The sequence below is a fragment of the Nonomuraea sp. JJY05 genome (genome assembly GCF_043496855.1).
GTDB lineage: Bacteria > Actinomycetota > Actinomycetes > Streptosporangiales > Streptosporangiaceae > Nonomuraea.
The window spans coordinates 65,024-77,607 of sequence record NZ_JBIEIS010000022.1 but is presented as its reverse complement, the minus strand read 5'-3'; the positions used below and the strand labels follow the sequence as shown (position 1 = coordinate 77,607).

At 70.8% G+C, this 12,584-nt stretch carries 14 protein-coding genes; 5 read left to right on the top strand and 9 right to left on the bottom strand.

Going from position 1 to position 12,584, the window contains the following annotated elements; translation table 11 throughout:
* Positions 1–349 precede the first annotated feature (349 nt).
* Positions 350–892 (top strand): helix-turn-helix domain-containing protein, encoded by a 543-nt coding sequence (locus tag ACFKCF_RS32135; RefSeq protein ID WP_394499008.1) that lies wholly within the window; start codon positions 350–352, stop codon positions 890–892.
* Positions 893–969: 77 nt separating this feature from the next.
* On the opposite strand, the gene ACFKCF_RS32130 is transcribed toward ACFKCF_RS32135, so the two are convergent.
* The 5 genes from ACFKCF_RS32130 to ACFKCF_RS32110 all read right to left on the bottom strand — a co-directional run bounded on the left by ACFKCF_RS32130 (position 970) and on the right by ACFKCF_RS32110 (position 5,511).
* Positions 970–1,575, bottom strand: coding sequence for a DNA-binding response regulator (locus ACFKCF_RS32130; protein ID WP_394499007.1), 606 nt, complete (start codon positions 1,573–1,575; stop codon positions 970–972).
* Positions 1,572–2,723 (bottom strand): sensor histidine kinase, encoded by a 1,152-nt coding sequence (locus ACFKCF_RS32125; RefSeq protein WP_394499006.1) that lies wholly within the window; start codon positions 2,721–2,723, stop codon positions 1,572–1,574. Before ACFKCF_RS32125 ends, ACFKCF_RS32130 begins: the two co-directional genes overlap by 4 nt.
* Positions 2,720–3,733 (bottom strand): hypothetical protein, encoded by a 1,014-nt coding sequence (locus ACFKCF_RS32120; protein WP_394499005.1) that lies wholly within the window; start codon positions 3,731–3,733, stop codon positions 2,720–2,722. Before ACFKCF_RS32120 ends, ACFKCF_RS32125 begins: the two co-directional genes overlap by 4 nt.
* A 187-nt stretch (positions 3,734–3,920) precedes the next feature.
* Positions 3,921–4,415: an SRPBCC domain-containing protein gene (locus tag ACFKCF_RS32115; protein ID WP_394499004.1), complete on the bottom strand. Its 495-nt coding sequence runs from the start codon at positions 4,413–4,415 to the stop codon at positions 3,921–3,923.
* Positions 4,416–4,548: 133 nt separating this feature from the next.
* Positions 4,549–5,511, bottom strand: coding sequence for a C39 family peptidase (locus tag ACFKCF_RS32110; RefSeq protein WP_394499003.1), 963 nt, complete (start codon positions 5,509–5,511; stop codon positions 4,549–4,551).
* Positions 5,512–5,671: 160 nt separating this feature from the next.
* On the opposite strand from ACFKCF_RS32110, the gene ACFKCF_RS32105 reads away from it, so the two are divergent.
* The gene (locus ACFKCF_RS32105) at positions 5,672–6,046 is read left to right on the top strand and encodes a hypothetical protein (protein WP_394499002.1); all 375 of its coding nucleotides are present in this window, start codon (positions 5,672–5,674) and stop codon (positions 6,044–6,046) included.
* A 33-nt stretch (positions 6,047–6,079) separates the two neighbouring features.
* Here the strand turns inward: ACFKCF_RS32105 and ACFKCF_RS32100 are convergent, their stop codons facing one another.
* Both ACFKCF_RS32100 and ACFKCF_RS32095 read right to left on the bottom strand, forming a co-directional pair.
* Entirely contained in the window at positions 6,080–6,952 is an 873-nt protein-coding gene (locus tag ACFKCF_RS32100; RefSeq protein WP_394499001.1) for an NmrA/HSCARG family protein, read from the bottom strand.
* Between the two features lie 119 nt (positions 6,953–7,071).
* A complete protein-coding gene (locus ACFKCF_RS32095; RefSeq protein ID WP_394499000.1) occupies positions 7,072–7,842 on the bottom strand; it encodes a helix-turn-helix domain-containing protein in 771 nt (256 codons plus the stop codon).
* A gap of 20 nt (positions 7,843–7,862) precedes the next feature.
* Between ACFKCF_RS32095 and ACFKCF_RS32090 the strand changes: the two genes are divergently transcribed.
* A complete protein-coding gene (locus ACFKCF_RS32090; protein ID WP_394498999.1) occupies positions 7,863–8,327 on the top strand; it encodes a nuclear transport factor 2 family protein in 465 nt (154 codons plus the stop codon).
* A 4-nt stretch (positions 8,328–8,331) separates the two neighbouring features.
* On the opposite strand, the gene ACFKCF_RS32085 is transcribed toward ACFKCF_RS32090, so the two are convergent.
* Positions 8,332–9,354 (bottom strand): aldo/keto reductase, encoded by a 1,023-nt coding sequence (locus ACFKCF_RS32085; RefSeq protein ID WP_394498998.1) that lies wholly within the window; start codon positions 9,352–9,354, stop codon positions 8,332–8,334.
* Between the two features lie 192 nt (positions 9,355–9,546).
* Here ACFKCF_RS32085 and ACFKCF_RS32080 point away from each other — a divergent pair, with 192 nt between their 5' ends.
* Both ACFKCF_RS32080 and ACFKCF_RS32075 read left to right on the top strand, forming a co-directional pair.
* Positions 9,547–10,653 (top strand): MerR family transcriptional regulator, encoded by a 1,107-nt coding sequence (locus ACFKCF_RS32080; protein ID WP_394498997.1) that lies wholly within the window; start codon positions 9,547–9,549, stop codon positions 10,651–10,653.
* Positions 10,650–11,894 carry an MFS transporter gene (locus ACFKCF_RS32075; RefSeq protein WP_394498995.1) on the top strand — a complete coding sequence of 415 codons (1,245 nt, stop codon included), beginning with the start codon at positions 10,650–10,652 and terminating at the stop codon, positions 11,892–11,894. The genes ACFKCF_RS32080 and ACFKCF_RS32075 overlap by 4 nt, the downstream gene beginning before the upstream one ends.
* Here ACFKCF_RS32075 and ACFKCF_RS32070 read toward each other — a convergent pair.
* The gene (locus ACFKCF_RS32070) at positions 11,891–12,529 is read right to left on the bottom strand and encodes an NAD(P)-dependent oxidoreductase (RefSeq protein WP_394498994.1); all 639 of its coding nucleotides are present in this window, start codon (positions 12,527–12,529) and stop codon (positions 11,891–11,893) included. The genes ACFKCF_RS32075 and ACFKCF_RS32070 overlap by 4 nt on opposite strands.
* Positions 12,530–12,584 lie beyond the last annotated feature (55 nt).

The following is a 12,584-nucleotide window of genomic DNA, read 5'->3' as shown; positions in this document are numbered from 1 at the left end:
GAAGAACCGCGGTGATGCAAATCCCCGTCGTCCCGGTAGCCGCCCCCCTTGGCGCGACCGTCAACGGCCAGGCCCCCCAGAAGCACCCGGCTCAGCGCCGCCCGGCCCTCGCCACGGCAACGCACCGCACTGGGACAGGCAGTAGCCAGAATGCATCGAGTTCAAAGTCACGTCAATGCGTTACGGCAACGTAAATTCCGCGAACTTCCGCGCGTATGCGAGCGATCTCCCCGGAGGGCGATCAGGTCCTTTTCGGATTATGTTCGCCGCGGAATCGGGGCGACCCTTGGCCGGCCCTCTCGCCGGCCGCGGGTCACCCGCTGCCCCATGGACGTGAGACGGTTGCCAGGTGGACACCTTGGAACTGCTGGCGCACCCGGTGCGGCTGCGGATCGTGCATGCGATGCGCGGCGGGCGCGAACTCACCACCGCTCAACTGTGCGCCCGCATCCCCGACACCTCGAAGGCCATGATCTACCGGCACGTCGACCTGCTCGCCACCAACGGGATTCTGGAGGTGGCCGACGAGCGGCGCGTGCGCGGCGCGGTGGAGCGCCGCTACCGGCTCCGCCTTGATCGGGTCGTCGTCGACGCCGACGCGGCCGCGGCACTGTCCCCCGACGACCATCGGCGCGTGTTCGCCACGTCGATGGCCGTGCTGGTCGCCGAGTTCAACGCCTACCTCGACCGCGGCAACGCCGACCCGGCGGCTGACCTCGTCGGCTACCGGCAGCACGCCGTCTGGCTCAGCCGCGACGAACTGGAGAAGATGATCGTCGAGCTGCGGCGCGTGCTCTTGCCCCTGCTGTCCAACCAGCCGACGCCGGACCGCGCGCGATATCTGCTCAGCCCGATCTTCTTCCCGGTCGAACCGGCGCCCGCGGCCGAGTGACGTGTCCACCGGGAAGGACCCCCGCCGCGCGCGATCCTTCCCGGACCGCTGACGGCTCGGGAAGGATCGCGGCAGGCCTAGAGCCAGCCGGCGTCGCGAGATATGCGGATGGCGTCGATGCGGTTGCGCCCGCCGACCTTGCTGATCGCGTTCGACAGGTAGTTGCGCACCGTGGCCTGTGACAGCGAGAGCTGGGTGGCGATCTGGGCGACGCGGATGCCGCTCGCCGCGGCGCGCAGCACCTCGGTCTCGCGGACCGTCAGCGGGCTGCTGCCCGTCTCGAGAGCGGCCGCGACGAGCTCGGGGTCGATCACGCGCTCCCCCGCCGCGATGCGCCTGATCCCGTCCGTGAGGGTCTGCGCCGGGGCGTCCTTCACGATGAAGCCCTTCACGTGCACCTTCAGCGCGCGCAGCAGGTTGCCCGGCTGGCTGAGCCCCGTGAGCACGAGAGTGCGGCAGTCGGGAAGCCGCGCGGACAGTTGCTCGGCCGCCGACAGCCCGTCCAGGCCCGGCATGTCGATGTCCAGCACCGCGACGTCGGGGCGCACCCGCAGCGCGGCGTCCAGCACCTCGTCCCCGCGCTCGATCTCGGCGACCACCTCCATGTCGTCCTCCAGCGACAGCAACGCGACCAGCGCGGACCTGATCATGTGCATGTCCTCGGCGATCAGCACACGGATCACGCGACCTCCTCGGGAACCTCTACCGACAGCCGGAACCGGCCGTCCTGGACACCGGCCTCGAACGAGCCGGACACGGCTTCGGCCCGCTCGGCCACTCCGGCGAGCCCGGAGCCGTTCCCGAGGCCCTGGCCGGCGGCGCCGCGGACGCCGTCGTTGACGATCTCCAGCCGTATTCGTCCGTACTGCCGGGAAAGCGTGATGGTGCAGGAGCCGGCCTCGCTGTGGCGCAGCAGGTTCGTGGTGCCCTCTCTGACGGCCCAGGCCAGGGCGCTCTGCGCGGACGCGGTCAGCGACCGCAGGTCGGCCACGTCGAGCCGGGTGTCCACGCCTGCGGCGCCGAGCAGGGCCGCGGCCCCGTCGATCTCCGTACGCAGCGACACGGCGTGCTGGTCTCGGGTGATCGCCCGTACGTCGTGCAGCGCGTCGCGGGCCACGCCGGTCAGGCTCTCGATCTCGGCGCGGGCGGCGACGGCGTCCCTCGTGAGCAGCCGCAGCGCCAGGTCGCCCTTGAGGGCGATCGCCGACAGGCTCTGGCCGAGCAGGTCGTGCAGGTCGCGCGAGACCCGGATGCGCTCCTCGCCGACGGCGGTCGCGGCCAGCTCGGTACGGGCGGCGTCCAGCTCGTTCAGCAGGCGGACGAGCCGGGCGCCGCCGACCAGGGCCGCGGCGTACAGGCCGGTGGCGACCACCGCGTACATGCCGAGGAGGACGGCCTGCGGGACCGTGCTCTGATTCTGCAGCATCGTCAGCACCTCCCTCGTCGCGTTGGCCGTCAACTGCAGCGTGGCGGCCGCCGCCAGCACCCACCCGCGACGGAACAAGGTCAGCATCGAGGCGAGCGCGAAGATCCCGAGGGCTTCCCAGTTCGAGCCGAGCCACCAGATCGGCACGTCCGCGAGCAGCACCAGCGCCGCGAAACTCCAGGGCCAGCCCGCGGGACGCCCGCCCCGGGCCGCGGCGAGGCTGTGCCGCAGCTGTATCGCGCCGGCCGCGGCGGCCCCCAGGATCGCGGCGACCGGGTTGCCGGGCGGGCCGTCCATGCCGAGGATCGTGTAGACCGGCACCTGCAGGGTCAGCGGCACGTGCAGTGCGATCAGCGGCCAGTGCGGGTGCCGCAGCACCCAGCGGGGCGGGATGGAGGCGGTCATGCCGGTATCTCGATCGTCTCGGCGGTCTCGCCGGTGCGCAGCTCCAGCCGTAGGCGGCCGTCCGCGGAGGTCACCGTGATCGTGCAGGAGGGTACGGCGTCGGCGCGGAGCAGCCGGGTGACCGTCGCGCGCAGCGCGGCCCGGGACTGCGGGGCGATGGCGTCGGGCACGCCGCCGCGAGGAAGCTCCAGGCGGGTCTCGATGCCGGCCGCGGCCAGCAGGGTCGCGGCGGTCTCCAGCTCGGTGCGCAACGACGGCTGACGGTAGCCGCGTACGCGCTGCCTCGCGTCGGCGAGCGTACGTCTGGAGTCGTCGGCGAGCGCGGCCAGCTCGTCCGCCAGGTCCTCGGGAGTGGCTCCCCCGAGCCTGCGCCCGGCCTGTTCGCCGCGCGCCGCGATCGACTCCAGCGCGCGGCCGAGGCTCCGGCGCAGATCGCCGTCGAGGCGGCGGCGTTCCTGTGCCACCGCCTGCTGGGCGAGCAGCTCCCTGGCAGCCCGCAGCCGCGTCAGCGCGGCGGGGAGCCAGACCAGCAGGAGAATCGCCGCGCTGCCGCCCAGCACCGAGAACAGCAGCCACGGCGCCGACGTCCACGGCAGCCCCAGCGCGTAGGCGACCGGCGCCGCCGCGGCTGCCACCGTCACGTACACGATGTACGACCACGGCGCCGGCAGCACCAGCAGCGCCGACACCACCAGGGCCGCGTATGCCCGCGGCCACATGTTCCCGGCCAAGGGAGTGGCGCCGAGGATGACGGCGGCCATCACGGCGAAGGTCCAGACGCCGGCCGGTGGCCGCCGCGCGTGTGCCGCGTACCAGACATGGCGCAGGTGCAGCGGCAGGTACGTCACCATCGCCGCGAGGCTCCACAGCCCCGTGCGGGTGTCGTTTCCTGTGTAGCTGAACGCCAGCAGAACCTGCGTCACCGGCAGCAGGGCACTGCAGGCGACCGCCCCGACCGGCGCGAGCCGGACGAGGCGGTCGGATCGCCACAGCTCCGCCAATCCTCTCACCGCCCGTCCTCGCATCCTGGCTGACCAGAGTAGAGGTCGCGGCCGGGTGCCGGATCCGGCGCGGATCGGAGCCTTGGACGGACGGCTCGGATCCGCTCCGATCGTCCGTCCGCGGAGGCCGGGGGCGAGAGTGGCGGCGTCGTGGCCGTTCAAGGGCGAGATGGTGGACACCACGAGCGTGCGGGGATCAGGCTTCTCCCGCGCCGATGACGCGGCCGAGGTTGTCCAGCTCGTTGCCGCGGCCGGCCGTCAGGCGCTGGGTCCACTCCTCGTCGTGCATCGCGTCCATGGTCATGATGACGTGGACGCCGTCGCCGGAGGGCCGGATCTCGACCACGGTGAGGAAGTCGTACGGCTCCACCCCCGGGATGAAGTCGGCCAGCGAGGTGTAGGAGAGCCGCGTGGGCTCGTCCACCTCGACGAAGGTCTTGCGCGACTCGGTGCTCAGCGGCAGCCCGGCGCCCTCCATGAACGCGATCTGCTCGGGCGCGGTCGCGGTCATCGTGTAGATCAGCTCGCCGCCGGGCACCAGGTCCAGCTTCCCGACGTTCACGGTGAAGCCGTCGGGCGACCACCAGGACTCGATACCGGCACCGGTGGTCCACAGCCGCCACACGTGCTCGGGCGTGGTCGCGTAGGTGCGCTCGATCCGTACGGTCTTGGCCACGGGTGAGACGGTCATGAATGCTCCCTTTGAGGTGGGGTTACGCGAACCGATCCTCCACGTGAGGGCCCAGAGCAAACAGATGTAAATGTCATGAGACAGGTGCTGAGTTTCGACGCCGGCCGGGCGGCGCGCCCGGCCGGCCGGGGTCTCATGACGAGATCGCCCAGATGCTGTCGCTGAGCTCCGCGCCCAGAGCCGCGTGGAAGAGCTCGTCGACGGTGAGATTCTCTTCTCGTCCCGAACCCGGGTCCCACACCTTGAAGTTGTCGGGCACCCAGGGCCAGAAGCCCGGCTCGGACCACTCGTGGCCGCCGAACCCGTGGATGACGAGGTAGTGCCGGATGCCGCCGGGGGCGTTGGGCGACCAGGGCAGCTGGCCGGGCTTGACCAGCACCGCCACGGGCCGCCCCCGCGACAGCGACTTCACGATCACCTCCAGCCCTCGGATCCTGGGCAGTCCGCCGGCGGCGACCTCATAGTCCTTGTAGGGGAAGTCCAGGGGCACGTACGCGTTGAGGCCGTCCTTCATCTTCCACGGCATCGTGCCGAGCCCGGTGGTCCCCATCCAGTCCGCCAGCCAGGACTGTGTCGGCGCGGAGATGCCCATCGTGCCGATGATCGTCTGGGCGGCCGCGGGGCCGCACCAGTTCGCGTTCTCCTGCTGCTTGCCCGACAGTTGCATGTCCAGGGCGCGGATGGGCGTCATCCACGAGCCGGCGATGCCGACGTCCGCATCGGCCACCACGTACGTCCGCCTCAGAGCGGTGAACCCGGTGTAGCAGGCCCGGCTGGCGTTCGTGGTCATCGTAGGACACGAGTCGGTGATGGTCGGGCCGCCGCCGCCGAACGCGAGCCGCAGGTTGACCTGGAAGTTCGTGTAGGCCCCCGGATTGATGAAGGCGATGGCGCGTACCTCTGTGCGCCTGCCGTTGAACTCCAGGCACACCTGGTAGGCGGTTCCGTTGTACGTCCGGGTGTCGCTGCAGGTCCGGTTGGCCCAGCCCGGATACTCGTGCCAGATCCCGGCCTGAGCAGGAAGTGCCGGCACGGCGACAAGTGCGAGGGTCGCTCCGGCGAGGAGCGAGAGTAATGCCGACAGCAGTCTTTTCACAGGCTCACACCCTTGACGTCATGGGATCGGCGGCCCGCGGGTGGTACCTGGGACGCTCAATCCTGATCACTTTCGGCCATGACCGTAACCTTACGCGCGAGAGTGGTCAATAGCGTATGACGACCATTGCCCTCGGCGATCAAGCACGGCGCTGATCGGGGTGAGAGGCAGCCCGATTTACGGTCTGACCCGTTATCTCTCAGGACGCGGCCGCGCTGAGGCGCGGGATCGGACCGAGCGGGCCCGGGAAGCGCTCGCCCAGATCGTCGGGGCGGCGCTGCCGGACATGCGGCGGCGACTGCACACCCAGCTGACCGGCTTGCGATGGATCGTCGACGCCTACGTGCTGCTGGTCGCCATGCTGTTGCTGTCCGGGGGCGTCTTCGCCGGCCGCTTCGGCCGCAAGCGGGTGTTCCTGGCCGGCGCCGTCACCCTGGCCGGCGCCGTGTTCACCGGCCTGGGGCTGGTGAGGTCCAGGCCCGTGGCGCGGGGAGCACGATCCACCGACTCCCCCGGGGTCACGACGCCGTCCTGAAAGGGCTGTCAGCCGTGCGCGCGGGCAGGGGATCTAGCTCGCGAGGACCCTGTCCCAGTCGACCGTCTTGGCCCACTCGGCATAGCTGTGCCAGCGTACGGCGGGGTACCTGGCGTGCAGGGTCTCGATGTCGAGGAAGTCGGTGTTGTTCTCGAAGCTCTCGAACATCGTGGCCACCTCCTCGCCGGCCCACTGCCGCACCATGTCCAGCGGCAGCTGCTGGTACGGAATCTCCCGGCCGAGCACCTCGCTCAGAATCCGGGCCGCCTCCTGCCCGGTGACGCGATCGGAGGCGATGTCGATCCGCTCGCCGACGAGCTCATCGGGGTTCTCGACGGCGTGTACGGCCATGCCGGCAATGTCCAGGACACTCACCTGGTCGAGCGGCTTGCCGGGAGTCAGCGGGTTGGCGAGCATGCCGTCGCCGAGCCGGCTGAAGCCGAGGTTGAGCGCGTTCTCCATGAAGTACACCGGCCCGAGCACCGTCGCGCGCACCGACTGCTCGCGCACATACGCCTCGATGAGCTGCTTGCTGTCGGCGTGGTCGATGTTGGTGGCCTCCAGCCGGTCGCCGCCCCGTACGGAGGAGTACACCAGGTGGGCGTCGAGGCGGGCGACGGTGTCGACGAGCAGGCGTCCCTGCGCGACCTCCTCGTCCTTGCCGCCCTCGCCGAACGGCACCGAGAGGCCGAAGACCGCGTCGGCGCCCGTACAGGCTCGCCGGAGCGCGTCGGGATCGGCTAGGTCGCCGACGGCGAGCCGCGCCCCCTGAGCCGAAAGCGCCTTCGCGGCCGGGGACTCCCCCGAACGCACGTACGCCACCACCTCGTGACCGCGCTGCAGAAGCAGGTCGGCGACCGCGCCGCCCTGCTTGCCGGTGGCGCCGATGACGACGACTTTGGTCATGACAAACGTCTCCATGGTTGGGATGGAATTGGATTAAGGACATGCGGGCGCGTATCAGCCGGCCTTTCCGGCCGCGCCGCCCGTGATCAACGATTGTGGGATCTCAACCACGGTTGAGGTCAAGCGCCGGCGAGGTTCCTGAAGTAGGCGGCGCTCTCCGCGTCCTCCGGGTAGTACGACTCGATCGCGATCTCGTCCAGCGTGATGTCCATCGGGGTGCCGAACGTCGTGGTGGTCGAGAACATCCGCAGTTCCCGGCCGCCGAACCGGAAGATCATCGGGATCACGACCTCGGACTCGATCGGGTGGCTCGCGTCCTCGGAGTCGGCCGCCAGCAACTCCTCGTAGAGCGCGGCGAGCTCGGGATCGGGAGCGGTGGCGAGCTGACGCGCGATCCGGGTGCGGAGCACCACGCGCATCTCGGCCAGATTGACGATCCGAGGGGCGAGCCCGCGCGGGTCCAGTCCCAGGCGCAGCATGTTGATCGGCGGCCGCAGCAGGTCGGGGGCGACGTCGGCGAGGAACGGGCCGACGGCGCGATTGGTCATCACGATGTCCCACCGGCGATCGATGACCAGCGCCGGGTACGGCTCGTGCGCGCGCAGCACCCTCTCGACCGCGCCCCAGGCCGCCGGCAGCGCGCCCCCGTCGAGCGGCCGCTCGGCGTAGCGGGGCGCGAAGCCGGCGGCCAGCAACAGCCGGTTGCGCTCACGCAACGGCACATCGAGCTGCTCCGCGAGCCGGAGGATCATGTCGGCGCTCGGGTTGGACCTGCCGGTCTCCACCAGGCTGACGTGACGAGCCGACACGTCGGCGGCGATCGCGAGATCCAGCTGGCTGAGTCGCCGGCGGTGCCGCCATCGCCGCAACAGCTCCCCGACCGTGTGCATGAGCGTCGATGCTACTCGTCGTGGCGCCGGGCGCCATGAAATGGGATTTCATCGACAACCGTCGCAACGGTCGGAACACTGCCTCCATGACTACGGAGAACCTGACCACGGACAACAAGAGCATCGTCCAGAGGGCGCTGACGGCACTGGTCGCGACGGGCGACGTCGACGCGCTCGCGCCGTTGCTGAGCGAGGACTTCGTCCATCACCGGCCGGGTCCGACCTCGTCGACCAAGGCGGAATGGCTCGCCGCCGTACGTGCCGCGCTCGTCCCGCTCGCCGGCATGCAGGTCGAGATCCATCACGTGCTGGCCGACGGCGATCACGTCGTGATGTACTCGCGGCGCCGGCTTCCCGGTGCCGAGCCGGGCATCGCGGTCGTCGACATCTGGCGGTTGGACGACGGGCTGATCGCCGAGGCTTGGGAGATCATCGAGCCGGTGTCCCAGGTGGCCGCCAACCTGGTGTGGTGGGAATCCGCCTGAGCGATCAGCGGCGGCGGCGCAGCGACGGGTCGAGCAGCGCGGGAGGGGTGTCGTACTTCTCGTCCGGGGCCAGGTCGACGCCGGGCGCGACGATCGCGTCGATGGCGTCGAGCACGTCGGCGGAGAGCACCGTGTCGGCGGCGGCCAGGTGCGAGCGCAGGTGGTCCAGCGTGCGGGGGCCGATGATCGCGCTGGTCACGGCCGGGTGCGCGGTCACGAAGCCGAGCGCGAGCTGGATCATCGTCAGACCGGCCTCGTCGGCGACCTTCGCCAGCCGCTCGACCGCGTCGAGCCTGGCGCGGTTGGACGGGATGGAGGTGTCGAAGCGCTGCGGCATGAATCCCGAGCGGTTGGTGGCGATCTCCCGGCCCTCCCGGATCGCGCCCGACAGCCAGCCCGAGGCCAACGGGCTCCACACCAGCACGCCGAGCCCGTACTGCTCGGTCACGGGCAGCACGTGGCTCTCGATCCCGCGCTGCAGGATCGAATAACTGGGTTGTTCGGTGACGTAACGGCCCAGATGGTGGTCCCGGGCAGTCCACTGGGCCTGAACGATGCGGTAGGCGGGGAAGGTCGAGGAGCCGAAGTAACGGATCTTCCCCGCGCGCCGCAGGTCGGTCAGGGCCGACAGCGTCTCCTCGTCGCTCGTCGCAGGGTCCCAGCGGTGGATCTGGTAGAGATCGACGTGGTCGACACCGAGGCGGCGCAGGCTGTTGTCCAGCTCGGTGACCAGCCAGCGGCGCGAGCTGCCCTGGTGGTTGGGCTCGTCGCCCATCGGCATGTTCGCCTTCGTGGCCAGCACGATGTCGTCGCGGCGGCCGGCGATGGCTTTGCCGACCATCTCCTCGGACTCGCCGCCGCTGTACATGTCGGCGGTGTCGATGAGGTTGATCCCGGCCTCGAGGGCGGCGTCGACGATGGCGGTGGCCTCGTCCTGGGTGGTGCGTCCGATCGCGCCGAAGTTCATGGCGCCGAGCGCGAGGGAGCTGACCTGCACACCGGTACGGCCCAAGGTGCGGTACTGCATGGCTGTGTTCCTCCAGCAAGAGGGTCAAACGGAACCGTGTTCCGATAACAATAGGGAACGCGATTCCGTTTTGGCAAACCGCTCGCGCTGCGCATGCGGAACTGGTTTCCGGAAAGGGCGGTGTTGACCTTCCCCTTGGGTGAAGCCGCAGTATCGTCGCACCGGCCACGGTGGCCGGGACGAGGAGGGAATGTGCGGCTGCTGACGATCGGGGCGTTCGCTCGGGCCGCGCGATTGTCGCCGAAGGCCCTGCGGCTCTACGACCAGCTCGGACTGCTGCGACCGGCCGCGGTGGACGGCGAGTCCGGATACCGGTTCTACGATCCGGAGCAGCTGGAGCGGGCTCGGTTGATCGCCTGGCTGCGGCGGCTGGGCATGCCGTTGGCCCGCATCCGGCGGGTGTGCGACCTGCCGGCGGGCGCGGCGGCCGAGGAGATCGCCGGCTACTGGGAGCAGGTGCTGGCCGAGACCGCCGCCCGTGGGCAGTTGGCCACGTTCCTCGTCGACTATCTGTCGGGGAGAGGAAGCACCGTGGAAGAGACGGCGACCATACTGGGGCTCCGTTACGCCGCCCGGTCGGAGTTGGGACTGGTGCGCACGAGCAACGAGGACACCGCCTACGCCGGCCCCCGGTTGCTCGCGGTGGCCGACGGGGCAGGCGGCTGGAGCGGGGACCTGGCGAGCGCGGCGGCCGTGGACGCGCTCAAACCGCTGGAGACCATGGCCGTCCCGGCCGAGGACCTGCTCGGCGCGCTCGCCGACGCCGTCGGTGAAGCCGATCGGACCATCGGGGAGATCGCCGCGTCAACGCCGTCCGGTGAGGCGGTCACCACGCTGACCGCACTGCTGTGGTCCGGTTCCCGGCTGGCGCTGGTGCACATCGGTGACACCCGGGCGTACCTCGTACGTGACGGGGAGCTGTTCCAGATCACCCATGACCACACCTATGTGCAGGGGCTGGTCGACGAGGGCCGGTTGACCGCGGAGGAGGCGGCCTCGCATCCGCAACGCGCGCTGCTCGCACGAGCGCTGACCGGTACGGGCGGAGCTCGGCCGCAACTTTCGCTGCACGCCGCCGCGGCCGGCGACCGGTACCTGCTGTGCTCCGACGGGCTGTCCGCCGTCGTACCGGCCGGATCACTGCGCGAGGTGCTGACCGGATCCGGTGCTCCCCAGCACGCGCTCGACGAGCTCGTGGCGCTGGCGTACGCCGCCGGCGCCCCCGACAACATCGCCTGCGTCGTCGCCGACGTGGTGAGCCTCGAGACACCGGCCGGCGCCGACGGGGCCGGCCAGTGATCACCTCAACCGTCCGGTCGCTCGGCGCCTACACCGTCGACCGCCGCCCGCTGGCCGTCGCGGCCTACCGGCGATTGTGGGTGTCGTCGGCGGTCTGCGCGGTGGGTGGCTCGTTCGGCGTGGTCGCCGTGCCGGCGCAGCTGTTCACGCTGACCGGCTCCTCGGCGGCCGTGGGCGTGGCGGGCGCGGTGTCGTTCGTCGCGCTGGTCGTGGCGGCGTTGGGCGCCGGCGCGCTCGCCGATGTCATGGACCGGCGAAAAGTGCTGCTGGCGGCCCACTGCGGTCTGGCGTTCACGTACGTGGCCTTCTGGACGCTGGCCGTGCTGGACGGATCTCTCGTCCCCGTCCTGATGGTGCTGGTCGCCTGCCAGGGACTGTCCTTGGGAGCGATCATGACCACGATGGGCGCCGTGGTGCCCCGCCTCGTCCCGGTCGAGCTCCTGCCGGCAGCCAACAGCCTCAGCTCGCTGACCCGCTATGCCGGGTCGATCCTCGGGCCGGTGCTGGCCGGGGCCCTGATACCGGCGGTCGGGCTCGGCACGCTGTACCTCTTCGACGCGATCGCGCTGCTGGCCGTCGTGTGGGCGGTGGTCAAGCTGCCACCGCTGCCGCCCCAACCGCATCCGGCCGCGCGGCGCGGGTCGGCGGCCGGTCTCCGGTACGTGGTGGCCAGCCGGCTGCTGGTGGCGGTGCTCCTGGTGGACCTCGCGGCGATGGTCTTCGGCATGCCGACCGCCCTCTTCCCGGAGCTTGCCCAGCACACCTACGGCGGGCCTGCGGGAGGCGGTCTGGAGCTGGGATTGCTGTACGCCGCCTACCCGGCCGGGGTTGTCGCGGCCGGCCTGCTGTCGGGCACGTTCACCCGTGCTCGACGCCACGGCGCACTCATGGCGGCGGCCGCCGCGGCGTGGGGCGGCGCCGTGGTGCTCCTCGGGCTGGCCGCGCAGCTGTGGGTCGCACTGGTGGCGCTCGTCCTCGGCGGTGCGGTCAACTTCGTGCTGAGCACCTTCCGCAATGCCATCACCCAGGCGCACACCCACGACTCCATGCGCGGCCGGATCCAGGGCTCGCTCACCGTCGTCCTCTTCGGCGGGCCGCACATCGCGAACCTGCTGCACGGGGCCGCCACCTCGATCCTCGATCACCGGCTGGTGATCTGCGCCGGTGGGCTGCTCACCGTGGCGACCGTGGCCGCGGTCGCATGGGCGCTGCCGGAGCTGCGGAACTACACCCCCGCCTAAGAGGCGACCGAGATGACGTGGCGGATCGACGACGGGTCGTCGATGTGGTTGAGCATGCAGTGGGCCACGTCGGCCCGGGTGGTGCTGAGCCCGCCCCTGAGGTTGAGGTCCCGGGCGGTGCGGTAGTCGCCGGGGCGCTCGGCGTCCAGGAGGCGGGAGGGGCGGACGATCGTCCAGTCCAGGTCGGAAGCCCGCAGCAGCTCCTCGGCTCGGGCCAGGTCGGCGTAGGAGTGGCGGAGCAGGCGTTGCACGATGAGCGGCTTGAGTACGTACCGGGTGAAAACGCCGTCGCCCGCGTCCGCGACCAGGCCGCTGGCGCTGACCAGCAGCATGCGGCGGGTCTGCGCCTGGGTCATGGCCTGGATGATCGAGGTGGTGCTGGCGCTGTGGACGGTGGTGGGGCCGCGCTCGCGCGCGCCCAGCGCGGACAGCACGGCCCCACATCCCTTGACCGCCGGGAATATGGCGTCGGGGTTTATCACGTCGGCCTCGACGACGTCCAGCCGCCCGCGCAGCTCGGCGGGCAGCCGGGACGCGTCGCGTACGACGGCGGTGACCTCGTGGCCGAGGCCGAGGGCCTGGCGCAGGAGCTGCAGGCCGATGCCGCCGGTCGCGCCGAAGACCGCGAGTCTCATCAGTGTCGCCCCTTTCGGTGTGGTTCGTGAGTATTCACTCACCCTACCTCGCGGG

Coding starts and splice junctions, on each gene's coding strand:
- ACFKCF_RS32125 (WP_394499006.1), bottom strand. CDS start 2,723: ATGACCGCCTCCATCCCGCCCCGCTGGGTGCTGCGGCACCCGCACTGG.
- ACFKCF_RS32070 (WP_394498994.1), bottom strand. CDS start 12,529: ATGAGACTCGCGGTCTTCGGCGCGACCGGCGGCATCGGCCTGCAGCTC.
- ACFKCF_RS32095 (WP_394499000.1), bottom strand. CDS start 7,842: ATGCACACGGTCGGGGAGCTGTTGCGGCGATGGCGGCACCGCCGGCGA.
- ACFKCF_RS32115 (WP_394499004.1), bottom strand. CDS start 4,415: ATGACCGTCTCACCCGTGGCCAAGACCGTACGGATCGAGCGCACCTAC.
- ACFKCF_RS32085 (WP_394498998.1), bottom strand. CDS start 9,354: ATGCAGTACCGCACCTTGGGCCGTACCGGTGTGCAGGTCAGCTCCCTC.
- ACFKCF_RS32100 (WP_394499001.1), bottom strand. CDS start 6,952: ATGACCAAAGTCGTCGTCATCGGCGCCACCGGCAAGCAGGGCGGCGCG.